Origin of the sequence: Phyllobacterium sp. P30BS-XVII (genome assembly GCF_014138335.1) — a bacterium.
Classification (GTDB): domain Bacteria; phylum Pseudomonadota; class Alphaproteobacteria; order Rhizobiales; family Rhizobiaceae; genus Phyllobacterium; species Phyllobacterium meliloti.
The window spans coordinates 550,738-575,779 of record NZ_JACGXO010000001.1 but is presented as its reverse complement, the minus strand read 5'-3'; the positions used below and the strand labels follow the sequence as shown (position 1 = coordinate 575,779).

25 protein-coding genes and 1 tRNA gene are annotated in these 25,042 nt (G+C 55.7%); 8 read left to right on the top strand and 18 right to left on the bottom strand.

The window, feature by feature from the left end; all coding sequences use genetic code 11:
- Positions 1 to 79: 79 nt before the first annotated feature.
- Positions 80 to 1,120: a zinc-dependent alcohol dehydrogenase family protein gene (locus tag FHW17_RS02810; protein ID WP_182509167.1), complete on the top strand. Its 1,041-nt coding sequence runs from the start codon at positions 80 to 82 to the stop codon at positions 1,118 to 1,120.
- On the opposite strand, the gene FHW17_RS02805 is transcribed toward FHW17_RS02810, so the two are convergent.
- The 3 genes from FHW17_RS02805 to FHW17_RS02795 are packed head-to-tail and all read right to left on the bottom strand — an operon-like array spanning position 1,117 to position 3,856.
- Entirely contained in the window at positions 1,117 to 1,986 is an 870-nt protein-coding gene (locus tag FHW17_RS02805; protein ID WP_112523091.1) for an SDR family oxidoreductase, read from the bottom strand. The genes FHW17_RS02810 and FHW17_RS02805 overlap by 4 nt on opposite strands.
- Positions 1,986 to 3,164, bottom strand: a complete 1,179-nt coding sequence (gene queG / locus FHW17_RS02800) for a tRNA epoxyqueuosine(34) reductase QueG (RefSeq protein WP_182509166.1) — start codon at positions 3,162 to 3,164, stop codon at positions 1,986 to 1,988. Before queG ends, FHW17_RS02805 begins: the two co-directional genes overlap by 1 nt.
- Positions 3,164 to 3,856 (bottom strand): glutathione S-transferase family protein, encoded by a 693-nt coding sequence (locus FHW17_RS02795; protein WP_112523090.1) that lies wholly within the window; start codon positions 3,854 to 3,856, stop codon positions 3,164 to 3,166. Before FHW17_RS02795 ends, queG begins: the two co-directional genes overlap by 1 nt.
- Positions 3,857 to 4,017: 161 nt before the next feature.
- Between FHW17_RS02795 and FHW17_RS02790 the strand changes: the two genes are divergently transcribed.
- Entirely contained in the window at positions 4,018 to 4,824 is an 807-nt protein-coding gene (locus FHW17_RS02790) for an undecaprenyl-diphosphate phosphatase (RefSeq protein ID WP_112522701.1), read from the top strand.
- A 54-nt stretch (positions 4,825 to 4,878) separates the two neighbouring features.
- Here FHW17_RS02790 and FHW17_RS02785 read toward each other — a convergent pair whose 3' ends face one another.
- From FHW17_RS02785 to FHW17_RS02770, 4 genes are all read right to left on the bottom strand, one after another.
- A complete protein-coding gene (locus FHW17_RS02785; protein ID WP_182509165.1) occupies positions 4,879 to 5,847 on the bottom strand; it encodes a complex I NDUFA9 subunit family protein in 969 nt (322 codons plus the stop codon).
- Between the two features lie 106 nt (positions 5,848 to 5,953).
- Positions 5,954 to 7,222: a D-tagatose-bisphosphate aldolase, class II, non-catalytic subunit gene (locus FHW17_RS02780; RefSeq protein WP_182509164.1), complete on the bottom strand. Its 1,269-nt coding sequence runs from the start codon at positions 7,220 to 7,222 to the stop codon at positions 5,954 to 5,956.
- A 2-nt stretch (positions 7,223 to 7,224) separates the two neighbouring features.
- Positions 7,225 to 8,199, bottom strand: coding sequence for a sugar kinase (locus tag FHW17_RS02775; protein ID WP_182509163.1), 975 nt, complete (start codon positions 8,197 to 8,199; stop codon positions 7,225 to 7,227).
- Between the two features lie 123 nt (positions 8,200 to 8,322).
- Entirely contained in the window at positions 8,323 to 9,369 is a 1,047-nt protein-coding gene (locus FHW17_RS02770; protein ID WP_246706719.1) for a LacI family DNA-binding transcriptional regulator, read from the bottom strand.
- A 431-nt stretch (positions 9,370 to 9,800) separates the two neighbouring features.
- On the opposite strand from FHW17_RS02770, the gene FHW17_RS02765 reads away from it, so the two are divergent.
- From FHW17_RS02765 to FHW17_RS02755, 3 genes are all read left to right on the top strand, one after another.
- Complete coding sequence (locus FHW17_RS02765) at positions 9,801 to 11,084, top strand: sugar ABC transporter substrate-binding protein (RefSeq protein ID WP_182509403.1); 1,284 nt, start codon at positions 9,801 to 9,803, stop codon at positions 11,082 to 11,084.
- Positions 11,085 to 11,165: 81 nt separating this feature from the next.
- Positions 11,166 to 12,164 carry a zinc-dependent alcohol dehydrogenase family protein gene (locus FHW17_RS02760; protein WP_182509162.1) on the top strand — a complete coding sequence of 333 codons (999 nt, stop codon included), beginning with the start codon at positions 11,166 to 11,168 and terminating at the stop codon, positions 12,162 to 12,164.
- 84 nt (positions 12,165 to 12,248) lie between these two features.
- On the top strand, positions 12,249 to 12,836 hold the full coding sequence (locus FHW17_RS02755; RefSeq protein ID WP_113095261.1) for a hypothetical protein: 588 nt from the start codon (positions 12,249 to 12,251) through the stop codon (positions 12,834 to 12,836).
- Positions 12,837 to 12,909: 73 nt separating this feature from the next.
- Here FHW17_RS02755 and rpsA read toward each other — a convergent pair whose 3' ends face one another.
- The 4 genes from rpsA to aroA all read right to left on the bottom strand — a co-directional run bounded on the left by rpsA (position 12,910) and on the right by aroA (position 17,496).
- The gene (gene rpsA, locus FHW17_RS02750) at positions 12,910 to 14,610 is read right to left on the bottom strand and encodes a 30S ribosomal protein S1 (protein ID WP_091879198.1); all 1,701 of its coding nucleotides are present in this window, start codon (positions 14,608 to 14,610) and stop codon (positions 12,910 to 12,912) included.
- A 127-nt stretch (positions 14,611 to 14,737) separates the two neighbouring features.
- The gene (gene cmk, locus FHW17_RS02745) at positions 14,738 to 15,418 is read right to left on the bottom strand and encodes a (d)CMP kinase (RefSeq protein ID WP_227988219.1); all 681 of its coding nucleotides are present in this window, start codon (positions 15,416 to 15,418) and stop codon (positions 14,738 to 14,740) included.
- Positions 15,419 to 15,776: 358 nt separating this feature from the next.
- Positions 15,777 to 16,133, bottom strand: a complete 357-nt coding sequence (locus FHW17_RS02740) for a hypothetical protein (protein ID WP_091879197.1) — start codon at positions 16,131 to 16,133, stop codon at positions 15,777 to 15,779.
- A gap of 7 nt (positions 16,134 to 16,140) precedes the next feature.
- Complete coding sequence (aroA, locus tag FHW17_RS02735) at positions 16,141 to 17,496, bottom strand: 3-phosphoshikimate 1-carboxyvinyltransferase (RefSeq protein WP_182509161.1); 1,356 nt, start codon at positions 17,494 to 17,496, stop codon at positions 16,141 to 16,143.
- A 270-nt stretch (positions 17,497 to 17,766) separates the two neighbouring features.
- On the opposite strand from aroA, the gene FHW17_RS02730 reads away from it, so the two are divergent.
- Together FHW17_RS02730 and FHW17_RS02725 are read left to right on the top strand one after the other, a co-directional pair.
- Entirely contained in the window at positions 17,767 to 18,156 is a 390-nt protein-coding gene (locus FHW17_RS02730; protein WP_112522693.1) for a TIGR02300 family protein, read from the top strand.
- Positions 18,157 to 18,320: 164 nt separating this feature from the next.
- Positions 18,321 to 18,396: transfer RNA gene (locus FHW17_RS02725), tRNA-Ala, on the top strand.
- A gap of 70 nt (positions 18,397 to 18,466) precedes the next feature.
- Here the strand turns inward: FHW17_RS02725 and FHW17_RS02720 are convergent.
- Positions 18,467 to 18,838, bottom strand: coding sequence for a hypothetical protein (locus FHW17_RS02720; RefSeq protein ID WP_112522692.1), 372 nt, complete (start codon positions 18,836 to 18,838; stop codon positions 18,467 to 18,469).
- A 218-nt stretch (positions 18,839 to 19,056) separates the two neighbouring features.
- Between FHW17_RS02720 and FHW17_RS02715 the strand changes: the two genes are divergently transcribed.
- Entirely contained in the window at positions 19,057 to 20,010 is a 954-nt protein-coding gene (locus FHW17_RS02715) for a DMT family transporter (RefSeq protein WP_112522691.1), read from the top strand.
- 9 nt (positions 20,011 to 20,019) lie between these two features.
- On the opposite strand, the gene FHW17_RS02710 is transcribed toward FHW17_RS02715, so the two are convergent.
- From FHW17_RS02710 to FHW17_RS02685, 6 genes are all read right to left on the bottom strand, one after another.
- Complete coding sequence (locus tag FHW17_RS02710; protein ID WP_112522690.1) at positions 20,020 to 20,490, bottom strand: SRPBCC family protein; 471 nt, start codon at positions 20,488 to 20,490, stop codon at positions 20,020 to 20,022.
- A 14-nt stretch (positions 20,491 to 20,504) separates the two neighbouring features.
- The gene (locus FHW17_RS02705) at positions 20,505 to 20,837 is read right to left on the bottom strand and encodes a metalloregulator ArsR/SmtB family transcription factor (RefSeq protein ID WP_091879186.1); all 333 of its coding nucleotides are present in this window, start codon (positions 20,835 to 20,837) and stop codon (positions 20,505 to 20,507) included.
- Positions 20,838 to 20,897: 60 nt separating this feature from the next.
- Positions 20,898 to 21,092 (bottom strand): glutathione S-transferase, encoded by a 195-nt coding sequence (locus FHW17_RS02700; protein ID WP_112522689.1) that lies wholly within the window; start codon positions 21,090 to 21,092, stop codon positions 20,898 to 20,900.
- 12 nt (positions 21,093 to 21,104) lie between these two features.
- Positions 21,105 to 21,566: an OsmC family protein gene (locus tag FHW17_RS02695; protein WP_112522688.1), complete on the bottom strand. Its 462-nt coding sequence runs from the start codon at positions 21,564 to 21,566 to the stop codon at positions 21,105 to 21,107.
- 96 nt (positions 21,567 to 21,662) lie between these two features.
- A complete protein-coding gene (locus FHW17_RS02690) occupies positions 21,663 to 22,349 on the bottom strand; it encodes a response regulator (protein WP_091879183.1) in 687 nt (228 codons plus the stop codon).
- Positions 22,346 to 25,042: a sensor histidine kinase KdpD gene (locus tag FHW17_RS02685; RefSeq protein ID WP_112522687.1), complete on the bottom strand. Its 2,697-nt coding sequence runs from the start codon at positions 25,040 to 25,042 to the stop codon at positions 22,346 to 22,348. Before FHW17_RS02685 ends, FHW17_RS02690 begins: the two co-directional genes overlap by 4 nt.

The window sequence follows — 25,042 nt, the reverse complement described above, 5'->3', positions numbered from 1 at the left end:
CGTGAAAGTCGCAATATGCTACCGAGATATAGCCTTGATCCTGATTCGCCCTCATTTGGTTCGAACGAAAGCGCATCCCATGAAAGCAGTAGTCTTCGAACAATTTGGCCAGGCTCCGTCGATACAGAATGTGGCCGATCCGGCACCGGCACCCACGGGTGTGGTTATCAAGGTCGAGGCAACGGGCCTATGCCGTAGTGACTGGCATGGCTGGATGGGGCACGATCCCGATATCCAGCTGCCGCATGTGCCCGGACATGAGCTTGCCGGAACAGTTCAGGCCATTGGCAAGCATGTCACCCAGTGGAAAATTGGCGACCGGGTTACTGTGCCTTTCGTCGGCGGATGCGGCCATTGTTTCGAGTGCAATTCCGGCAATCATCAGGTCTGCGAGCAACAGTTCCAGCCGGGCTTTACCGCTTGGGGCTCTTTTGCCGAATATGTCGCGGTGGATTTCGCCGATACAAATCTGGTTGGTTTACCCGAAACATTGGATTTTGCCACAGCCGCCAGCCTTGGCTGCCGGTTTGTCACGTCATTCCGGGCTGTCGTCGATCAGGCCAAGGTCAAGCCCGGCGAGTGGGTTGCGGTGCATGGTTGTGGCGGCGTCGGCCTATCCGCCATCATGATCGCGACTGCCATGGGTGCGAATGTCATCGCGGTGGATTTGACCGAAGAAAAACTCGCTTTTGCCCGGGAGCTTGGTGCCGTAGCAACGGTCAATGGCTCAGAGCAGAAAGATATCGTCGGTGCCGTCAAGGAGATCACCAAAGGCGGGGCACATGTGTCAATCGATGCACTGGGGCATCCCTCGACCTGTTTCAATTCCATTGCCAATCTGCGTCGCCGCGGCCGTCATGTGCAGGTTGGGTTGATGCTGGGTGATCACGCCCGCGCGCCGATACCCATGGATAAGGTCATCGCCTATGAGCTGGAAATTCTCGGCAGCCACGGCATGCAGGCATTCCGTTACAAGGCGCTGATGGATATGCTTGAGCACGGTAAGCTCGCCCCGCAAAAGCTTATCGGCAAGCGCATTGCCCTTGATGAAGCGCCTGCGGCATTGATGGCCATGGACCGGTTCGAAGGAACCGGCATCAGCGTCGTTACTAGCTTCTAGCGCCAGCTTCCGTCGCGCCACATCATGGAAAAAGCTGTTCCGTAATCAGGATAGCGAAAGGCAAAGCCAAGTTTCTTGAGGCGTGCATTGGAAACGCGCTTGTTCTCACCATAGAACGAGCGCGCCATGGGTGTAAGCTCTGCCGTTTCGAACTGAGATTCAGCGGGCGCTTCAACACCCATCAACTCCGCGGCATAGGCAACGACATCCTGCGGGGGCGCTGGCTCGTCATCGGTCACATTGAACACACCAGCCTCGTTACGCTCTGCCAGAAAGCGCAGGGCTCCGGCGATATCGTCGACATGAATGCGGTTGAATACCTGCCCCGCCTTGTTCAGGCGGCGTGCGGTGCCATTGGCAAGATTGACGAATGCATTGCGGCCCGGCCCATAAATGCCACCGAGCCTGAGGATTGCCAGTGGCACCTTGTGTTCATCGGCCAGTTTCTGCCAGTCCTGCTCGGCATCGACCCGCTCGACCGAACGCGCCGAAACCGGATGGCATGGTGTGGTTTCATCAACCCAGGCGCCACCATAATCACCGTAAACGCCGACGGTGGAAAGATATCCGATCCATTTCAGTTTCGGCATGGCGGAGCGGATTGTGTCGCCGAACTGTGCGTAAACGGGGTCACCTGTTTGTCCGGGCGAGGTGGAGATGACGATGTGGGTCACGTCCTCAAGCGCACTGATGATTTCCTGTGATGCATGGGTGCCCTGAAACAGGAACGGCGTAATACCCTCCCGTTTGAGTGCCGCAAATTTGTCGCTGTCGCGCGTGGTTCCGCCAATGAAGTCTGCTTTATCGGCCATCATCCGGGCGAAAGCGCGGGCTGAATAACCGGCCCCGAAGAGAAAAATCCGCATCATTGTTTCTTTCCTGCATTGCGCCATTCAGTCAGTACATCAGCATCAGTTTCCTGTGCAGCATAGCGTATTTGCAGAGTAGCAAAATGCTGAGCATCGACAAGCTCCCCCAATGCCCATATGGCAGCGCCCCGCACCACCGGCGCAGGATCGTCGAGGTGCCGTTCGATGAGCGCGCTCAGATTCGCTTGTCCCGAATTGCCACAGGCAATCAGCACATTGCGCATAAAGCGGTCTCTGCCGATGCGTTTGATCGGCGAACCGGAAAACAGGCCGCGAAAGGTTGCGTCATCCAACGTCAGGAATGTTGCGAGATCAGGCGCCTTCAGATCATCCCGTGCCTGCAGTTTTGCTTCCCGCGCAGTCTCGGCAAATTTGTTCCATGGACAGACCGCAAGGCAATCGTCGCAGCCATAGATGCGGTTGCCCATCGCCTTGCGGAATTCCAGGGCGATGGGCTCCTTGTGCTCGATGGTCAGGTACGAGATGCAACGCCGCGCATCAAGCTGATAGGGGGCGGGAAAAGCGTTGGTGGGACAAGCATCCAGACAGGCCCGGCAGGAGCCGCAATGATCGGCCTCTCGCGTGTCAGCTTCGAGTTCTGCTGTGGTAAAAATCGTGCCAAGAAACAGCCAGGAGCCATGGGTCCGGCTGACGAGATTGGTGTGCTTGCCCTGCCAGCCCAACCCCGCAGCTTCCGCGAGCGGCTTTTCCATCACCGGGGCGGTATCGACAAACACTTTGACGCTCTCGCCCGCCATACGCGATGCGAGGCGGCTGGCGACGCCCTTCAGCTTACCCTTGATGATATCGTGATAGTCCCGGTTTTGTGCATAGACGGAGATCGCCGCCTTGTCTTTCTTGCTTAGGATTTCAAGCGGGTTGTTATCCGGACCGTAATTCATCGCCAGAACAATGACCGAGCGCACATCCGGCCAGAGATTTTCAGGGCTTGAGCGGCGTTCCGCCGTTTCCGCCATCCATGTCATGCTGGCGTGGCGGCCTTTTTCGAGATATTGGCGTAACCGTTCCTCGGCCAGAGGAATGGCATCGGGCCGTGTTATCGCAACCAGATCAAAGCCCGCTGCCTTGGCCTCTTCAACTATGAATTGTTTCAGCCGCTGTGGCTGCGCTTTTGGCCCTGAACGTGTCGCGGCTTTTGCATCCGCGGGCAGCATCAGAAATCCAGATCGCCATAATGCGATGATGGTGGCAGGCCGCGCACGCGATCAGACAGCAGCGGCCGGAAGGAGGGGCGCGATTTCATCCGCGTGTACCAATCCCGCGCCGCCTTGTATTCGGCCCATTTGATTTCGCCGAGATAGTCAAGGATGGAGATGGAGGCTGCGGCTGCCATATCCGCATAGCTTGGTGTCGGCCCCGCCAGCCAGTTCCGCGTGGCGGTCAGCCAGTCAATATATTTCATGTGCTGGGTAATGTTTGCCCGTGCGGCACGAATAGCGGTGGAATCAGGTGCGCCGCCGCCCTGTTCGGCGGTCATGTGCAGTTTGAAAATGCGCTCACGCGCCATGTGGCGGGTGACTTCATTCTCAAATTTTATGAGAAACCAGTCCACCAGACGGCGCACTTCCGCGCGGTTGAGCGAATCCTCGGGAAACAGGCGGCGGCTGCGTTTTAACGCGCCGCGCGTTTCGTCAATATATTCTGAAATTACCGTTGCGCCGGCAACGGGAACGTCGCCTTCCGCCAGAAGAACAGGCAGCGTTCCAGCAGGGTTGAGCGCCAGAAATTCCTTGCGCCTCGACCAGCTGTTTTCCTCGATCAGCTCAACTTCAATATCATATTCGTTGAGGATAAGCCGGGCATAGCGCGAACCGGTGGACATCGGATGATGAAAAAGCGTCAACATGGCAGGTGTTTCATAAATCTTTCGAACTGGCATTTTAACAGTGGGCAGCGTATTGCTCGTCTGCCTTGAGTCTATGCCAAACCTATAGGCGTAACCGCGGCATGAGACAAGCAAACAGCACGTGATCATCCGGACCGGGATCACCATGGAAAGTTATAATCATGGAATCACAGACAATTGTCGAAGCCCTTTTTCTCGGATTGCTGGAAGGGTTAACAGAGTTTATACCTGTTTCCTCCACGGGCCATCTGCTGCTCGCCGGTCACTTCCTCGGCTTTGAGTCAAACGGCAAGACTTTTGAGGTTCTGATTCAACTCGGCGCCATTCTTGCCATTCTGACCGTTTATTTCGGTCGTCTTCTGAAAATTGCCAAGGATTTCCCCAGTGATGCACGCACGCGGCGCTTCGTTGCCGGTGTACTGCTCGCATTTCTGCCCGCTGTCGTGATCGGTATCTTTGCGCATGGTTTCATCAAAACAGTGCTGTTTGAATCGCCCATGCTGATCTGCGTCATGTTGATCATCGGCGGTATTATCCTGCTTTGGGTTGACCGGCTGGATCTGAAACCCCGCTATACCAATGTGATGGATTATCCGCTGTCCTTGTGTCTGAAGATCGGTTTTATCCAGTGCCTGGCCATGATCCCCGGAACATCCCGTTCAGGCTCGACCATTGTCGGCGCGCTCCTGCTTGGCGCGGACAAGCGCTCAGCCGCCGAGTTTTCGTTCTTCCTGGCCATGCCGACCATGGCGGGCGCCTTTGCCTATGATCTTTACAAGAACCGCGATGTGCTGACGTTCAATGACGCGTCTCTCATCGTTATCGGCTTCATTGCCGCCTTTATCTCGGGCGTGTTTGTTGTGCGTTATCTTCTGGATTACGTCTCGCGCCATGGCTTTGCATTGTTTGCCTATTGGCGGGTGATTGTTGGTACGATTGGTCTTATTGCTCTCATCCTGATGAAGTAACAACAAAAAACCCCGGCACTGCCGGGGTTTTCATTTTAGATTACGATATTGAAATCAGGCAGGTTTCTGGCTCGAATACTGGCCCTGCACACGGAAGCGCCAGAGATAGGACGGCAGGATCGTCTCGATTGTCTGCGGCTGGATGCCGAGCCCTTCAAGCGTGCGTTTCTCGGTTTTTGCCGCTTCAGAGACAATGGAGTCTTTCTGCAGCAGCACCACCTGATCCTTAGTCAGAAGCGGCTTTGGCAACATGCCAAGAACGGTGCCCTGAATTTTGGCGACCCACCATGGGATTGAAATGAATATACGCTTGCGCCCGATGACGCGCAGGGTCTCTTCAAGGCACTGGCGGAATGTCAGCACTTCTGCACCGCCCAGTTCATAGACCTGTCCTGATTTCAGCGAGCCGTCGACAGAGCGGGCGAAGACCTCTGCCAGATCGCCGACATAGACAGGCTGGAATTTGGTCTTACCGCCGCCAATCAGTGGCAGGAATGGCGAGATTCGCGCCATGGCGGCAAACCGGTTGAAGAAATCATCCTCAGGTCCGAACACAACGGAGGGGCGGATGATCACCGCATCGGGCAATGTTTCACGGACGGCAGCCTCTGCACGACCCTTTGTGCTGGCATAAAGCGAAGAGGAGTGCGCATCCGCGCCAAGCGCGGACATATGTGTCAGCGGAATACCCGCCGCACGCGCAGCCTCCGCCACGGCGCGGGAGCCGAACTCATGCACAGTGCTGAAACGCTGGGCGCCGCTTTCATAGGCAATACCGACAAGATTGATGACGTGGTCGGAACCGGCAACGGCACGGTCGATGGACCAGCGGTAACGCAGATTGGCCTGAACCGCCTGAATCTGACCGACGCCGCCCAGAGGCTGGAGGTGGAAGGCAAGGTCAGGACGGCGAACGGCGACACGAACGCGATAACCGCGCTTGGTCAGCGCCCGCACGATGTGACGACCGACAAAACCCGAGCCTCCGAAAATCGTGACAAGTTTTGGCTTCGTGATTGTCATCAGGCTCTCCTATGGAAATCGTCCTATATTCCCCTGCTGTTTAAAGCCTTTTGCTCCGAAGGCAAAGAGTTGATCGATATCAACTCTCGCGGCGCGTTGCCGCGCTTTACCAGCCGCAGGCGGCGGAATAATCCGCAAGCACGCGGTCAATAGCGGCAATCAGGATTGCTTCCGGATTGTTGCGATCTGCCGGTTTTACATTGAGAGCAGGCAGGAATTGTCGCAGCAGTGTTTCCGGGATGTCTCGGCCACGTAGAGCAGCCATCAAGGTGTTAACCGCTGCCACCGCTTCCGGTTCGCTCCAGTAGTAGCGAATACGGTCGCTATAGCTGTAATGGCGCTGAACATGCAGCGCACCCTTCGCCCCATGATAGTGCGAGGCCCAATGATCGGGCTTTTCCAGCATCAGGCGTTCCATGGCGTGGGCAAGCGGGCGTTCGCCATAGGATGGATCAAGCTCTGACGCGATCAGGTCGAGCCCGTAAAGCGCTTCACGCAGCGCAAAAGTCAGGCCGGGGCCGACTTTGAGGATCGGAAATCCGTCGCGCACAAGCGCCGAAAGCGATTGTACCGTCTGATAGTCAGTGGAATGGGCTTCGAAGATGAATTGCGGCTCGCTATCCAGCAGCTTCGTCAGCATTATCGCCCGATCCGGCCTGTACTCGACAACATTCTCATTGCCAAATTCAACGCCGGGCTGAACGACAATGCCGATAACCCGGTCAAAGGCATCCTGCAGCCCTTCGCTGGCAAACCGTGCCCGGTGAACGGCAATTGTGTGCCGCGCTGCCTCGGAGCTGGTAGGCGTGACCTCGGTCAATTCATGATCCGCGCCGCCGGGAACAGGCACTTCGGTGCCGATAATGTAATTCGGCAAGGCAAAGCCGCTGTTCTGGGCTGCCTGTTCAGCTGCTTTGGCAAGCTGCGCCGCGCGCTGGGCGGTTACTTCATCATCAAGCGCTGCGGGCTCTCCCGCGCAACCCATACTGGCATCCAGATGAATTTTGGTGAAACCCGCCTGCACATAGTCGATGACCATGGTCACGGCTTTCGCCATTGCCTCATCGGCCGGGAGCTTGCGCCATGGATTAGGGCCGAGGTGGTCGCCGCCAAAAATCAGCCTGTTCCGGTCAAAGCCTTCTTCCCGCGCAATCGCTTCGACGAAGACAACAAAATCAACGGGTGTCATCCCGGTATAGCCGCCATACTGGTTGACCTGATTGCACGTCGCCTCGATGAGCACGATCTGCCCATGCTGCTTGCCTCGCCGCAGGGCCGCCCTGATGACAAGTGGATGGGCGGAGCAGACGGATGTGATCCCCGCATTTTCGCCGTTCCGGTGTGCGCTGGCCAATTGGGAGAGGGACTTGAACATGTTTATTTCCTTGGTGTCGAAGCCATGAACTGGTCAAGTTCATGAAAAGTCGATGTGCCTTCCATGGGGCCGCGATGGGTAACGTTGCGCGCTCCGGCCGCATTGGCATAGTCGAGCGCCTGTACGGCTGAGTGGCCAAGACGACGGCATGTAAGGTAGGTGGCGCCAAAGCAATCGCCAGCGCCGGTCGGATCGATTTCATCGACAAGGAAAGCCGGACGATGAACAGGGCCAGTTTTTGTATAGAGCGTGGAACCGTCCTGTCCCCGCTTCAGGACAATCTCGGAAATACCTGACGAAAGAAGCGCGTCGATGGCTTCATTTTCAGATGCAGCCGGGCTGGCGACAAAGAGTTCATCTCCGGATGGCAGAAGCAGGTCTGTTGCCTGTAGAAGAGCGGCGAACTGGCGTCCCGTTTCTCTGCCAGCGGCCAGTTCCTTGCGCATATTGGGATCAAGCGAGAGTGTTCCGCCACGCTGCTTGATGTCGTGCAGGGCGTATTCGACGATGGGCCATACGGCCGGGATCGACAGGGCCGAACCCATGACATGCAGATGGCCGGCGCGCGCAATCAGAGCTTTGGCGGCATCCGTTAGGCTGATTTCACCGGCAGCACTGCGGGCGATATTATAAACGAAATCCCGTGTTCCATCGTTTGCATAGCGCACAAAGGCGCTCCCTGTCGGATAATCGGGGCTGATGGTAATGGCCGAGACGTCGGCGCCATCCTTGCGCAAACGTTCAATATTCAACTGGCCGAAATCATCCTTGCCAACGGTGGCAATGATACCTGCCTGAGCCCCCAATTTGGCCACCTGATCGATAAAGATAGCCGGCGCACCACTGGGAAAAGGCCCAATCAGCGGCTGTGCATCGAGAAAGCCATTGCCTGTTGTGGTGGCCATGATCTCGACGAGGATTTCACCAATGGTGATGGTCGGGCCAAGGCTTTCCGGAGCCAGGGAAGAAGGGGGCATGTCAAGCGCCATATCGGTATCTGCCTGTTGTCTCGCGCATGAATCGTCAATACGCTCGACAAAGAGATAAGCCGTATTATTTCCATGTCAACAAATAAATCTTTACGCGCGACAAGTTTTGAATCAGGCGGACATCCGCAGCATGATCTCCGCGTTCAGCAATATCCGCTCATTGGCAGGCAATTCGAACTTCGCATCCTGATGCTCGCCGAGCTTGTGAAACAGCAGCGCCGCCGCAAGCCTGCCGATCTCGTTGTAGTTTTGCGCCACAGTCGTTAGAGGCGGGCACATATAGCGCGACAGCGGTTGATCGTCGTGACCGGCCACACGCAGGTCGCAATCATCGCCGCGTCCAACCTTGACCCCCACTTGAAAAGCCGCGGCAATAACGCCGAATGCAACACGATCATTGGCACAGAGCACAGTTTTGGTTGGAAAGCCGCCATTGCGCAGAATCTGGATTGTTGCGTCGAAGGCAGACTTTTCAAAATCCCAATCGGCTGTCTGCTCCACTTCGATGATCCGAGGTTCAAGCTTGAGGCGCTCCATGGCTTCACTATAGGCTTCGCGCCGCTCAAACGCGTTGCTGTTGACGGGCGGCATGCCGAAATAGCACGGCGCATCGCCGGATCGCGTCAGATAGTCGACAATGAGCTGAAAACTTTGCCGATTATTCGTGCCGACAAAGGGCGAAACTGTATCGAGCGGGGAGTCCACATAGATCATGGGAATGGACTCGCCAAGTTTCAGCAGTTTTTCCTGATGGGACTGTACGCCGAGTGGTGCGATGATGGACCCGGCCACATTCATTGATTTGAATGTTTCGATAGCGCGCTCTTCAAGTTCCGGCTTGCCGTCGGAACTCAGAACAAAAGCAAGATAGCCTGCCTGCTCGGCAATCCCTTCGATCCTGCGGGTGAGTGCGGTATAGAATGGGTCCGTCGAATTCGGGATAATGATACCGAGAATATTGGTGCGGCGGCGATTGAGGTTGACCGCAAAAATATTTGGCCGGAAACCCGATTGCTTGACCGCGGCCTCAATGATTTCGCGGGTTTTCTTACGCACGGAGTTTGGGTCGTTGAAGTATTTCGACACGGTCGGTCGGGACAGGCCCACAAACGCGGAAAAATCTTCCATGGTCTTGATCGTCTTTTTCACCGCGCGCATTCCCTTTTCACGACCGGTTCGCTTGTTCTAGGAGACATCGTCGTGCTTGTGAAGAAAATGTCCTGAGACAATCCCGTCGGCCTTTTCGATTGTATTCTGGTATCGGCAGCAAATCATGCCAATCAAAAATTTACAGGGCTAATCACATGCGTCAAGTTTTCAATTAAACCATACCAATTCTGGATCATCTCAACTTTTACTCTCATGGCGTCCGTGATGGAGTATGTTCCCAACCACCGGCGTGTAGCGGGCCCGCGCCCATGCCAAACGCTTGGAGACGGTGGAATTATTCCATACAGATTTTTGTATACATGCCTACAAATATTTTGGTATGACTTATTTTAAGTTTACGTGCGTAAAGTTCGTGAACTTAACCTTGGAGGAGGAAAAGAATGAGCGTTACCTTGAGGAGGGCAACGCATCTGCTGCTCATGACCGCCGCCACCGGCGTTCTTGCCAGCACTGCGTTTGCAGAAGAATTGACCATCGCGACCGTCAACAATGCCGATATGATCGTGATGCAGAAATTGTCGCCCGAATGGGAGAAGGCAACCGGCAATAAGCTCAACTGGGTGGTTCTGGAAGAAAACGTGCTGCGTCAGCGTGTGACGACAGATATCGCCACCAAGAGCGGCCAGTTCGATATTCTGACCATCGGTGGATATGAAGAGCCGATCTGGGGCAAATCAGGTTGGCTCACGGCGGTGGATGATCTTGGTGATGATTATGACTACGCCGATCTACTCGATCCGATCAAAAAAGGCCTGACTGTAGACGGCAAACTCTATGCGGTTCCGTTCTACACGGAGAGTTCCTTTACGCTTTATCGCAAGGATCTTTTCGATGCGGCGGGTCTGACCATGCCGGATCAGCCCACCTATGACCAGATCAGGCAATTTGCCGCCAAACTCACCGACAAGTCGAAAGAGCAATATGGTATTTGCCTGCGTGGCAAGGCTGGTTGGGGTGAGAACATGGCGTTCCTTGGAACCATGATCAACACCTATGGTGGACGCTGGTTCGACATGGACTGGAAGCCGCAGATCAATTCCGAACCATGGAAACAGGCAGTTACCACCTATGTCGATTTGATGCAGCATTATGGCCCGCCCGGTGCCACATCCAATGGTTTCAATGAAAATCAGGCGCTCTTTGCCACCGGTCATTGCGCCATGTGGATCGATGCAACATCCGCTGCGGGCCGTGTTTATGATCCCAAGCAGAGCAAGGTAGCCGATAAGGTCGCATTCACGCGGGCACCGGTTCAGGTTTCGCCCAATGGTGCGGGCTGGTCATGGGCGTGGACCCTCGCCATTCCTGCCACCTCGAAAAAGGTGGATGCGGCAAAGTCCTTTATCAAATGGGCGACGTCGAAGGAATATGTCAAACGGGTTGCCGCCAGTGAGGGCTGGGTTGCCGTTCCGCCGGGAACGCGCAAATCCACCTACGATAATCCGGAGTATCAGAAGGCGGCGCCTTTTGCCGCTACAGTTCTGAAATCCATCATGGCCGCTGACCCGACAAAGCCGACAAAAGACCCTGTGCCCTATACGGGTGTCCAGTTCGTAGCCATCCCCGAGTTTCAGGCTTTCGGCACAACCATCGGACAGCTCATATCATCAGCGCTTGCCGGAACGCAGACCGTCGATCAGGCTCTGGACGCGGGGCAGCGGCAGGTCGAACAGATCATGACGCGCGCCGGTTATATCAAATAGCCTCATAATTATGGTCCGCGCAGACAATGCGCGGACCATTCGCCAGTATCTGAAATTTCAACAGGACAGAGTGGGTTTGCCATGAAAGCCATTCATTTCACGGGCTGGGGCGTCGCGGGATTGGCCGATCTCAGGGAACCGGAGCTTGAGCCGGGGCACGCCCTTGTGCGTGTCATGGCATCCGGTCTCTGCCATACGGATATCGATGTCCTTTATGGACGTTATGGCAACGGTGCCTTTCCGTTGGTGCCGGGACATGAATATGCGGGCATTGTCGAAGCTGTTGCCGAGGACGTCACAGACTGGCGACCGGGCGACCGGGTTGCTATCGACCCCAATATACCCTGTGGTAAATGCCGCTCCTGCCGCAAGGGGCTGACCAATCTATGCGAGACACTGGAAGCCTATGGCGTGTCACGCAATGGCGGGTTCGCCGAATACAGCACCGTTAAAACCGGCCATCTCCATGCAACGGGCAACCTGCCTTTCCATATGGCTGCGCTGGCGGAGCCTCTGGCCTGTGTGCTCAATGGTCTCGGCAATGCGCGCGCTTCGAGTGCCGAAAATGCCCTTGTGTTCGGCGCCGGACCGATCGGGCTTCTCATGGCTCTATCGTTGAAGGCGCAGGGCGTTGAAGATGTCAGCGTTGCAGATATCAACGAAAGTCGCCTGACATTCGCCCAGTCCCTTGGCCTGACGCCTCTGCGCTCCGGCTCATCCGATCTTGCACATCTGAAGAAGAGTTTTGATTTTGTTGCTGACGCCACAGGTATTGCGCAGGTGGTGGAGGATATGATCGCTTATACCGCTGATGGTGGGACTGCACTGGTCTTCGGGGTCAGCGCTCCGGATGCACGCATTCAAATTGCACCATTCGAGATTTTCCGCCGCCAGATCAGTCTGGTCGGCTCCCATTCGCTGAACCGGAATATTCCTGAAGCACTGGCGATCCTGCAGCGTGATAATGGAATGATGGCAAGGCTGGTGTCCCACCGCTTGCCGCTTGCGGACGTCCTTCCCTATCTTTCGAAAGGGACAGCAACCCCGCAGACCATGAAAGTACAATTCTCAACTGAATAAAGCAGATGAAGATTTGCATCGGTATAAGACTTGGCTAGCATAAACCTCATGCCAATTTGATTGGACCAGAATGGGGGATATGTAATGGATAGCAATATACCGAGCCCGGAAGTATTTACCCACGTACGTGTGATTATAGGAATTATTCTGGGGCTGAGTATCTCGCGTCTGTTGACCGGTGTCGCCCGTATCATCCAGCATCCCCTGCGCAAAAATATTTACGCGGTTCATCTTGGCTGGGTATTCTTCGCATTTCTGACGGTTGTGCATTTCTGGTGGTTTGAATTTTATCTGCACCAAACATTAGTGTGGAAGTTTGAGGCTTATCTATTTGTCATTTTCTACGCCAGCCTGCACTTTCTGGCCTGCAGCTTGCTGTTCCCCGATAGCATGGAAGGCTATTCCGGTTATGAGAACTACTTCATGTCACGGCGTGCGTGGTTCTTTGGCATATTGATGGCGATTTTTGTGGTTGATTTTGCCGACACCGCCATGAAAGGGCGGGAGCATTTTCATTCACTCGGACCGGAGTACCCATTCCGCAATCTGTTTCTCATCATCGTCTGTGGAGCTGCCATTTATGTGCGCGAGCAGAGAACGCAACTGTTACTTCTTGGTCTCGCGCTCATCTGCCAGATCGTATTCATCCTCATCCAGTTCGATACGATTTGACAACGCACAAAGAAAAACCCGCCGGTCGCGAGACCGGCGGGTTTCTGTTTCAGTCTGAAACGCTGGGAAAAGCTTAGTTCTTTTCCTGCTTCTTCAGAGCGGCACCGAGGATGTCGCCGAGTGAAGCGCCGGAGTCGGACGAGCCGTACTGTGCGACTGCTTCCTTCTCTTCAGCGATTTCAAGCGCCTTGATGGAAACCTGCAGCTTGCGGGTCTTCTTGTCGAAGGCGATGACGCGGGCGTCAACCTTCTGGCCAACGGTGAAACGCTCTGGACGCTGTTCGTCACGATCGCGGGAAAGATCCGCACGACGGATGAACGAGTCGAGATCGTGATCAACCAGACGAACTTCGAGGCCGCCATCGGTGATGCCGGTTACTTCGACAGTTACAACAGCGTTCTTGCGCAGTTCACCTGACGTTGCTGCTTCACCGACCTTGTCGCCTGTGAGCTGCTTGATGCCGAGCGAGATGCGTTCCTTCTCGACGTCAACATCGAGAACCTGCGCCTTGACCACGTCACCCTTGTTGTACTCTTCGATGACCTGTTCGCCTGGACGGTTCCAGTCGAGGTCGGAGAGGTGAACCATGCCGTCCACATCGCCGTCGAGGCCAATGAACAGGCCGAATTCGGTCTTGTTCTTGACTTCGCCTTCGACGATCGTGCCGACAGGGAACTTGTCTGCGAAGGTTGTCCATGGGTTGTCGAGTGTCTGCTTGAGACCGAGGGAGATGCGGCGCTTGACCGGGTCCACTTCGAGAACAACGACTTCGACTTCCTGCGTGGTCGAGAGCAGCTTGCCCGGATGCACGTTCTTCTTTGTCCAGGACATTTCGGAAACGTGGATAAGGCCTTCGATGCCTGGCTCGATTTCGACGAATGCACCGTAGTCGGTGATGTTCGTAACCGTACCGGTGATCTTTTTGCCGATCGGGTACTTCGCACCGATACCATCCCAAGGATCGCTTTCGAGCTGCTTCATGCCGAGCGAAATACGATGTGTTTCCTGGTTGATACGGATGATCTGAACCTTGACCGTCTGGCCGATGTTCAGGATTTCCGAAGGATGGTTGACGCGGCGCCATGCCATGTCAGTGACGTGCAGCAGACCATCGATACCGCCCAGATCAACGAACGCACCGTAATCGGTGATGTTCTTGACGACGCCTTCAACGACCTGACCTTCTTCAAGGTTCTGGACGATTTCAGAGCGCTGTTCAGCACGGCTCTCTTCAAGAACGGTACGACGCGAAACAACGATGTTGCCGCGGCGCTTGTCCATCTTGAGGATTTCGAAGGGCTGTGGATTGTGCATCAGCGGGGTAACGTCGCGGATCGGACGGATGTCGACCTGCGAGCGCGGCAGGAAGGCTACGGCGCCGTCGAGATCGACGGTGAAGCCACCCTTGACCTGATTGAAGATAACACCATCGACGCGTTCGCCGCGGTTGAACTTCTCTTCAAGACGGACCCAGCTCTCTTCGCGGCGTGCTTTTTCACGCGACAGAACGGCTTCGCCGAGGGCGTTTTCGATACGCTCGACGTAAACTTCAACGATATCGCCTGGCTTCAGCGAGCCGTCTTTGGCTTTCGCGCCGAATTCCTTGAGCGGTACGCGGCCTTCAACTTTGAGGCCGGCGTCAATGATCGCCATGTCTTTTTCGATGGCGACGATGCGGCCCTTGACGACATAACCTTCAGCAAGGTCATTGGTGGCAAAGGACTCGGCGAGAAGAGCTTCGAAATCTTCGCGCGTTGGATTGGCTTGAGACATAAATACTCCTGATATGTCCGGAAATAGTCATCGGACACAGCACCGGTGGTTCGTGTTACGGTTCATTTGCGTGCCAACCCGCCCTTACAGGGGCAATCCGGTGCGTGGATCGGTAGCAAATGCTTGTTTAATGCTTGTTTCCCACCAAAGCCTGATCAATCAGCTTTTTGGCAGCAAGAAACGCGGTCTCTATATCCATTTCTGTCGTATCAAGCAAGTGCGCGTCGGAAGCGGGCTTGAGCGGCGAGTCCGTGCGGCCCATATCGCGCGCATCACGGCGGGTGAGATCAGCAAGAATTTCCTCATACTCGGCACCCCCGCCCGTCGATTTGATCTCTTCAAAGCGTCGCTTGGCCCGTGCTTCCGGTGAGGCGGTAATATAGAGTTTGACCGGCGCGTCGGGGCATACAACGGTGCCGATATCGCGCCCGTCAAGCACAGTGCCGGGTGAGCGCTGGGCAAAAGCCTGCTGTGACGCGACAAGTGCCCGGCGCACAGCCGGCATGACCGCGACCTTCGATGCGGCTTCACCGACGTCATGTGTCGATAGCGCCGTCCGGTCAAGTTTGGACAGGTCAACCGTGCGCGCTGCCTTTTCGGCGAGGAATTCGTCATCAAGCGCCATGTCCTGGTCGAGCAATGCCTTGGCAACAGCCCGGTAGGTCAGACCTGTGTCGAGATGGTGATAGCCGTAATAGTCGGCGATCCGCCGCGCCAGTGTTCCCTTGCCGGATGCAGCCGGACCATCAATGGCAATGGTGAACCGGGATGGTACATCGACATCATCCTTTTCATCGCGGTCAAACAGCCAGTTACCCAGTGCGAACAGCGAATAGGCAGCAGCAAGGACCAGCGTTATCAGGGGCGTAATGCCGATTGACACAAAGGCAAAGCCACCCACCGTTGTCACCATCGAGGAAAGCCAGTCCGGCAGATAGGCTGATAAATTCTGCAGCAATGCATCAATGGCGAAGATCAATGCAAACTGGAAAATAAAGAGCCAGAACAGGAGGGCGAACAGTCCGAAGCGGACTTTCAGCGCAAATCGCTCAATAGCGTAGGAAACACTGACAATGACCAGAGACGTCAGGATAAAATACATCAGACGCCCCCTGCCTGCGGCAAGACCGTTTTCGATACACTCTGCATATGGACAGCAGGTTCGATCATAACACTCTTTTTCCGGCCTTTGCGCCCATGAGGAAGCCTATACCATAACCGGCGATTGAACCGAACGCGGGCGGCAGAAGCAAAAACTGATAGGGCGTCCAATCGCTTGTTCCTGCAGTTTCGACCTCGGGCAAGCCTGACCGTGAACCGTCGGAGACGTTCCACGCATAGAGGAAGATCAGCAGCAAAGGAAGAACGACCCGCATGATCGTGCTCAAAATGCCGGGCCATGGCCGCGATGATCCACTGGAAATTGTGCCCGCATAGGCGCTTCGCCCCGCCCAGACGATGAACGGTACGCTCGACATCAAATAGAGAAAGTATACCGTCAATGCGGAAAAAAATGCGCTCATATGCGTATCAGGCTGGCGTTCCCTGCTCTGAAATCTCCGCCCCCATGCCGGTCATCATGCCCATGAATTCCGGAAAGCTGGTGGCAATCATGGTTGAATCATCGACGGTGACGGGCTTTTCCGCCACAAGGCCCATGACAAGGAAGCTCATGGCAATGCGATGATCAAGATGGGTTTCAACTGTACCGCCGCCGATGCCTTTACCGTCAGGGCGCCCACGAACACTCAGGGTTTCAGGACCTTCCATGCAATCGACGCCATTGGCCTTGAGGCCGTTGGCAACCGCTGACAGGCGGTCCGATTCCTTGACCCGCAATTCTTCGAGCCCGTTCATCACGGTCTCTCCCGTGGCGAAAGACGCAGCCACGGCGAGCACAGGATATTCATCGATCATCGAGGGCGCGCGATCCGCGGGAACGTCAATACCCTTGAGTTCGGAAGCGCGCACCCGCAGGTCAGCCACATCCTCGCCGCCAGCAAGCCGTGCATTGAGGATTTCAATGCTTGCGCCCATTTCCTGCAAGGTCAGGATAAGTCCGGTGCGGGTGGGATTCATCAGGACATTGCGAATGATGATATCGGAGCCGGGAACAAGCAATGCTGCCACGAGCGGAAACGCCGTCGATGATGGATCGCCGGGCACATCAATGGTCTGGCCCGTCAGTTTGCCCTGACCCTCAATGCGAATATGGCGCACATTGTCTCTGTCGGTTTCGACGGTAAGGTTGGCGCCAAAGCCCTGCAGCATCTTTTCCGTATGGTCGCGTGTCATCACGGGCTCAATGACCGTTGTGATTCCGGGCGCATTGAGACCGGCCAGAAGCACAGCGGATTTGACCTGCGCCGAGGCCATGGGCACGCGGTACGTGATGGGGGCGGCTACTTTCGGACCACGCAGCGTCAGCGGCATACGGTCGCCTTCCGATGCAGTCACCTGAACGCCCATTTCCCGCAACGGGTTGAGCACGCGGCCCATCGGACGCTTCGACAGGGATGCGTCGCCGATAAATGTGGTTTCCATCGCGTAGGTGCCAACAAGCCCCATGGTGAGACGTGCGCCTGTACCGGCATTGCCGAAATCAAGCGGTGCTTCCGGTTGCAAGAGGCAGCCATTGCCGGTGCCCTTGATGATCCAGACATTGCCTTCCTTGACAATTTTTGCACCCATGGCCTGCATGGCGCGGCCGGTGTTGATCACATCCTCGCCTTCGAGCAGTCCGGTGATGCGGGTTTCGCCCGAGGCAAGGCCGCCAAACATGAAGGACCGATGCGATATCGATTTGTCCCCGGGAATCCGGATATCACCGGTAAGGGCATTGGAGCGGCGGGCGGTGGCGGGCTTGGGCAGTGCGGAATGGGACATGAGTAAGATCGATCACAAGGAAAATTGGTGTTTCAGGTCGAGCCGATGGGCGCTGGCGTTCGTAACACAGCTTGCCGGTTCGGTCATCTCGCAAATGCACAGATTGGCTCAATGGCAATCACTCATCGTTTTTGGCTTTGACAAATGCGCTGAATTGACAAATGCGCTGAATTGCGTTTATGGGACCAGAAATCCATTTGATGAGCGCTGGCATAAACGGTTGGTCGGTGGCATACCGAATGCAGGCGCAGCCAGAAGACGAGGCATAACGTGGTAAATCCAAAACTTGGTACCAAGCGAGTTGACCCTGAAACAGGTCAGAAATTCTACGATCTGAACCGCGATCCGATTGTCTCGCCTTATACGGGCAAGAGCTATCCGCTGAGCTATTTTGATTCGACTGTTCCTTCTGCACGCGAAGAAGAGGAAGAAGTCGAGACTGAAGAAGTGGACGTTATCCTCGAGAAGCCGGAATTTGTTTCGCTTGAAGAAGCCGATGGCGATTCCGATACCGATGTGCCGGATCTGGGCGATGATGTCGACGTTGATGTCGATGATGCCGACGACGATGACACATTCCTTGCCGAAGACGAAGAAGACGAAGATGATGACGTGACCGACATCCTCGGCGGCGGTATCGGCGAAGACGACGAAAATTGATTTCTATCAAGGTCTTTCGCGCTTCCGAAAAATAACGGAAATATCCGGCGAATAGACCTTGATCTTCTCTGCGGCGGGCTTTATGTACCCGCCTCGGAACGGTTCCCGACCGTTCGACTGTCCAGCCGGATTTATCCGGCTTAGCCGAAACCGGCTAATGGAATGGGGCCATAGCTCAGCTGGGAGAGCGCTTGCATGGCATGCAAGAGGTCAGCGGTTCGATCCCGCTTGGCTCCACCAAATCCTTCAGAAGGTTCTAATTCTCATAGCTGGACTGAGTGCGCTGCGCGAATAGGCAGCGATCTGCGAATCATGCCTCGTTGGAAAAAACCACGGCTGCGAACAACGCGACACCGGCAAGGACGATAAACGAGCCGATACCAACAAGCGGCACCATTGCCGTATTGCCAAGATTGAGAAAATACAGCGCCGGAATCATGATGATGACGCCTATCGTGAAGATGGCGAACTGGATCATCGGCAATCGACCCTCGGCCCTGGCGGGATTGAGCGCGTAATAAATGCCGAATATGGCACTGGTGACCCAGCCGAGCAGGTTGAGGTGCGCATGGGCAGGGAACGCCGCATGGTCGCCCGACATGCCCATTTGAAGCCCTAGGATAATACCGATCAGAAAGAAGACAGTTGCGGTCTTGAAGAACAGCTGCGAAACCCGGGGCATGAGCGTATTCTTTCTTTGAGCTAAAATATCAGTCTCGCAGATTTATATTCCCGAAACCGGGTTTATTCCAGAGGGGCAGCTTTCGGGCAAAGCGCGACCGGAATGCCATAATGGAGAACTATTTTGCGCCCTTGCGCCGCGATTGCTGTTTTCGACTGGATTAGCTTGATAAAATCGATCAAAGCAGTCTGAAAAAGACCAGTATCGAGGAAACTTCCATGTCCGCCCGCTCCGGTGCCTTTTCTGCAACGTCCGAACCATCTCTGGCGCGCACCGGCGTGCTTTTGATGCTGCTCGGCATGCTGATGTTTGCCCTGAATGACGTGATGGGCAAATGGCTGGTATCGACCTATTCAGTCGGGCAGGTGGTGTTTGTTCGCAGTGTCGCGGCATTGATCGTTCTTGCGCCCTTCCTCTGGTTCTCAGGGCCGAAGAAAATCATGCAGGTCGACAAGCCATTCCTGCAATTTGCGCGTGTTGCGGCGTCAACGGCCGAGATTTTTGCGTTCTATTTTGCCGTGGTCTATTTGCCGCTGGCAGATGTGATGACCTATTGGCTGGCAGCTCCGATTTACGTTGCGGCGATTTCACCCCTTGTGCTGAAAGAGCCGGTTGGCTGGCGGCGGTGGAGCGCAATCGTCGTTGGTTTCATTGGTGTTGTCATCGCATTGGAGCCGTCTTCGCAGGCGCTGACGCCGCAAGCCATTATATCGATTTTGGGCAGCATGACCTTTGCGCTGATGCTGTTGCTGGGACGGTCGCTGCGGGGTACGCCCGACACGACGCTGGTGTTCTGGCAGATTGTCGGTGCGGGTCTTGCTGGCGCGGCATCGCTTTATTTCGACTGGAAGCCGGTCAGCCCGCGCGATCTGGTTCTGTTGGGCATTCTCGGCGTTGTGGCCATGTTGGCCCATATGCTGGTTAATCGCGCGCTCAAGATGGCCGATGCCGCCACGGTTGCGCCGCTGCAATATACGCTTTTGTTCTGGGCCATTGTGTTCGGCTGGCTGGTCTTTGGCGACGTGCCGCGACTGCCCATGCTCATAGGCTCGGGATTCATCGTCGCATCGGGTCTGTTCATCTTCTTCCGCGAACAGCAGCTGAAGCGTCAGGGACGGATAAAAGAAGAGCCGGTGGAGACAATTGTCACCGGCTCCGGTGATCCGCTTTAAGGGCGCGTCTCACGCGTTGACTGGCGCGCCCTTCAGCGAGGCGCCAAGAGCATCAAGCAGCTCTTCCGTCCCGCGTCTGCGCATAGCCGGATCGTCAAGCCCATCGAGAAAGGCACCCTGTTCGGTAAGGACAAGCTTTGTGCCGGTTCCCTCGGGTTTCAGTTCCATCGTTGCAACCGAGACAGAAATGCGCTTGTCATCGACATACATATCATAGGTATAGATGATGCGCTGGTCGGGCACGATGTCCTGATAGACCGCATCATATGTATAAACAGGGCCGCCCTTTGGTCCGCCGCGATTGATTTCATGCCCGCCAATCCGAAAATCCATCTCGAATCTCCCGGCACTCTCATCCGGCCCGGCAAACCATTTGCTCTTGGCTGTCTTATCGCTAAGGGCAAAAAATACCCGCGCCGGGGCCGCCGCATAGCTGCGCTCGATAACGAATGTATCGTGTTTTACCGATCGGTTGGTCATACTTCTGCTCCGGGTTATTGATTGTCATCGCTGGCGAGAAAGTCGCCGAGCCGGTCAAGCCGGCGCTCCCAAGATTTGCGCCGCTCGTCCATCCATTGTTCTGCCGTTCGCATGGCTGTCCATTCAATATGGCAGGTGCGCACGCGGCCGACCTTTTCCGTACGGATCAGGCCACTGTTTTCAAGCACCTGCAAATGCTGCACGACGGCGGGCAGGGACATGGTCAACGGTTTGGCCAGTTCACTGACGGAGGCCGGGCCACGGCTCAGCCGTTCGACCATGAAGCGCCGGGATGGGTCTGCCAGCGCCTGAAACATGAGATCAAGTGGTGTCTGTTGGTTAAGCATACACTTAAGTATATGCGCCGACTGAATTTGTCAACGGATTTTGCCGGTGGGCCTTCTGATTTAAATGCTTTCGTGCCTGTTATGAACAAGCGCTTCTTCAAAATGGTTGACCGCCTTCTCGAATTTATCGCGGCAGCCGGTATTGCAAAACCCCACTACGGCACCCTTGTAGAGGGTCAGGCTATCTTCCTTGATGGGATCGCCCGACCATGGGCAGGTCGTGTTGACGGCATCGCTGATTTTCAGTTCTGACATAATATTCCTCCCTTATCCCAGATCGATGCTGATATCGGTTCGCACGGAGTTGGCGATGAAACATTGCTCATGCGCTTCGTGATGCAAATGCTCTTCTGTGGCTCGATCCGGCGCAGACCCAGCATAAGTCACATGTGGTTTCAGCACGACCTTGCTGACAAAGAGCTTGCCATTTTCATTCTTGCCAAGTTCCCCTGACGCTTCGTCGCGATATTCATCGACAATGAAACCGCCCTTTGCGGCACCTGACAGGAAGAACAACATATGGCAGCTGGAGAGGGAGGCAACAAAGGCTTCTTCAGGATCGACATTCTCCGCCGCCGAATAGGGAAGGCGCACAATATGCGGCGATGATGAAGCGGGCACTTCCGCCCCGCCGTCAAATTGCCAGACATGGGCACGGCTATACTTATTATCAGTAAAAACGGCATCTGAAGCACGGTTCCATAGAACCGTCGCGCTGAATGAGGTCATGGAGGCGTTTCCCGAATCTGTTGTCGATGGATTGACGGAAGCTTGTCAAAGCTGCCAGCAATTGTCGACAGGAAGTTTGGGAGGCAGTGAAACGCCTTACTCGGCGATGAACCTGTAGCCGACGCCAGCCTCTGTCCTGATAAACTGCGGATGGTTGGGATCTTCCTCAATCTTGGCTCTGAGCTGGCCGACGAAAACCCGGAGATAATGCACGTCTTCCACATGAGCAGCGCCCCATACGGACGCCAGAAGCTGGCGATGCGTCACAACAAGACCGGGGTGGAGAACAAGATGCACAAGAAGCTGATATTCCTTGCGCGTCAGATGAAGTTCCTCGCCCTTGAGCGTGACCACCCGCTTCGCCATATCAACAGCAAGGCCATTCCACTCAAAGCGCGAGGGAACGCTGGTCCCGGCCACTTTCTGACGCAGGGCGGTACGCACCCGCGCCAGTAATTCACCAATGCCGAAGGGCTTTTCGACATAGTCATTGGCGCCGAGGTCGAGTGCTGCAATCTTTTCCACTTCGCGGTCACGCGCCGACAGAACGATAATCGGTACTTCGGAAAAGGCCCGTACAGTTTTGATGACTTCCTTGCCGTCCTTGTCAGGAAGACCAAGATCGAGAATGACGAGATCGGGCGCGCTTGTCGCAATCATGCGCTCTGCCTCTGCGCCCGTTGTCGCGGTGATGACATCGTAACCGGATGCCGTCAGTGCGGGATGCAGAAAGCGCTGAATTTGCGGTTCATCATCGACCACAAGAATGCGGTTCTCGTTCATGCAGCCGTATCCTCGTTCCTGGTCTCGTCAAATATAGGAAGCCGGATAATAAAGCGCGTTCCACGCTTCCGGATGGCAGGACTTTCGGCTTTAATTGTACCACCCATGGCTTCGACAAAGCCCCGGCAAATGGAGAGGCCAAGCCCGGTGCCCGCAGCTCTTCCATCGCCTTTTACGCGCCGGTAGAACTTCTCGAAGATGCGATCAATATCCTTTGCCGGAATGCCTTTTCCCTGATCAGTGACATTGATCACCACATCTGTTGCATCTTGCTTTGCATAAACCGAAATCGCGCCCTCACCACCATATTTGGCGGCATTGTCGAGCAGATTGAACAGCACCTGCCCGAGCAGGGAAGAGTCGCCACTCGCCGTTGCAAGGTCAGGAGCAATGCTGATGTCAATCGCAACGCCGGGTTTGAGCTTCTTCATGCGCTCCACCGAGGAAACGATGACATCGGCTGCGTCGACGGGGCTGCTCTTGACCTTGAGCGTGCCAGCCTCGATCCGCGTCATGTCAAAGAGGTTGGAAACAAAGCGCGTCAAACGCCCCGCTTCTTCTTCGATGGAAAGCAGAAGATCGTCACGACCTTCCGGTTTGATGCGGCCGCCAAGCTCCCGCAGCGTGGTGACCGCGCCTGTGATTGAAGCCAGCGGCGTTTTCAGATCGTGTGAAAGGGAAGAGAACAGCGCAGCATGCAGTTGCTCGCTCTCCTGCAGCGCCGCAGTCTTGGCGTTTTCCCGCACCAGCAATGCGCGATCAATGGCAATTGCCGTCTGATCCAGGATCGCGGTCAACATGCGATCCTCGTTTTCGGTCAGCGATGCCGGATGCTCCAGCATGGAAAGGCCAAGAACCCCCGCGACACCGTGCGATGTGAGGATGGGCAGGAATTGCCAATGGATTTGCGGCAGTGTGCCCGTGTCATGACCGGACCGTTCATTCTTTTCGAATGCCCAGCGGACGGCGGTCATATCCGTATTATCAAGTGTCAGGTCCGGCGGCCACGCGGTTTGCAGCGAGAGATCACCCTCTTCCGGCAGCAGGATAACAACGCCTGTGCCAAAGGTTGAATGGAGGTGCATGGCGGCAGCCACAAGCACATCGTCAAGCCGGGCGGTGCCGGAAAGCTTGCGGGAAAATTCGTAGAGTGCCTGCGTATTCTTGGCCTGATTGCGTGACCGGGCCACCTGATCACGCAAACGTCCGGCGAGATCGCCGATCATCAGCGCCACACCAAGGAAGATAATGAGCGAAAACAGCTGATGCGGCTTGGCGATGCTGAGATTGTGGATCGGGTCAATAAAAAAGTAGTTGTAAAGGATGAATGACAGGCCAGCCGCAATGATGGCGGCGAAACGTCCGCTCGACATGGCCGAAAGGATGACCGCAACCAGATAGAGCATCGAAAGGTTTTGCGGATGGACAATTTCGCTGGCGCCAAGCCCCAGAAGTGTCGTTGCAGCGGTTGCCACAACAGGAATGGCGATGGATTCCGCAAGCTCGCGTCTTGAGCGTTTTTGCGGCGCAGGCGGCACGTAGGGTTTATCCTGCTCGTCGCCGGTTACGATATGCACGCCCACATCGGTGAAGCGTTTCATGATTTCATCGGGAAGTGACCGGCGGAATGGATTGGCAAAGCGCTTGCCCTTGGGGCGGCCCAATACGACTTGTGTGACGTTTTCACGCCGCGCGATACGGAAGATTTCGTCGACAAAATCCCGCGCGATCACCCGCCGTGTTTCCGCACCAAGTCTTTCCGCCAGATCAAGCAGTTCGTCGAGCCGTTGGTTTGCGCCTATATCCATGCCGGCGTCGCTGGTCTTGGTCAGCGAAACCACCAGCCAGCGGGCATTGAGGCCCGAGGCGAGGCGGCTCGCAGTGCGCACAACCTTGTCGGACAGGCTGTCAGGCCCGACACAGACCAGCAGCCGCTCGCCGGTAGCCCATGGGCCTTCAATGGCGTTCTGCCGCAACAGATCGATCATCTGGTCATCAACGCGGTCGGCAGTGCGGCGCAGCGCAAGCTCGCGCAATGCCGTTAGATTGGCTGGCTTGAAAAAGCCCACGGCAGCGCGCTCGGCATTGCCGGGCAGGTACACCTTGCCCTCTTTCAGGCGGGCAATGAGTTCCGCTGGTGGCAGGTCGACGAGCAGCACCTCATCGGCGCGTTTCAGCACCACGTCAGGCACGGTCTCGCGCACAATCACGCCGGTAATCTTCGTTACCAGATCAGACAGGCTTTCCAGATGCTGGACATTCATTGCTGTCCAGACATCGATCCCCTGCCAGATCAATTCTTCAATGTCCTGATGGCGCTTGGGATGGCGGCTGCCCGGTGCATTTGTGTGGGCAAGTTCGTCAAGCACCAGCACTTTTGGCTTACGTGCCAGTGCCGCATCCAGATCGAACTCTTCCAGCGAGCGGCCGCGATAACCGATCTGCTTGCGTGGCAACACTTCCAACCCGTCAAGAAGCTCGGCGGTTTCGGTGCGGCCATGGGTTTCAGCAAGGCCGATGACGATATCAACGCCATCCTCTTTCAGGCGGCGCGCGCGCAAAAGCATCGCATAGGTTTTGCCCACGCCGGGAGCAGCCCCCAGAAAAACGGTCAGCTTGCCGCGCGTTTCACGCGTGGCAAGCTCAAGCAGCTTATCAGGATCGGGTCGTGTCTGTTGACCGTAGTCGGCCAT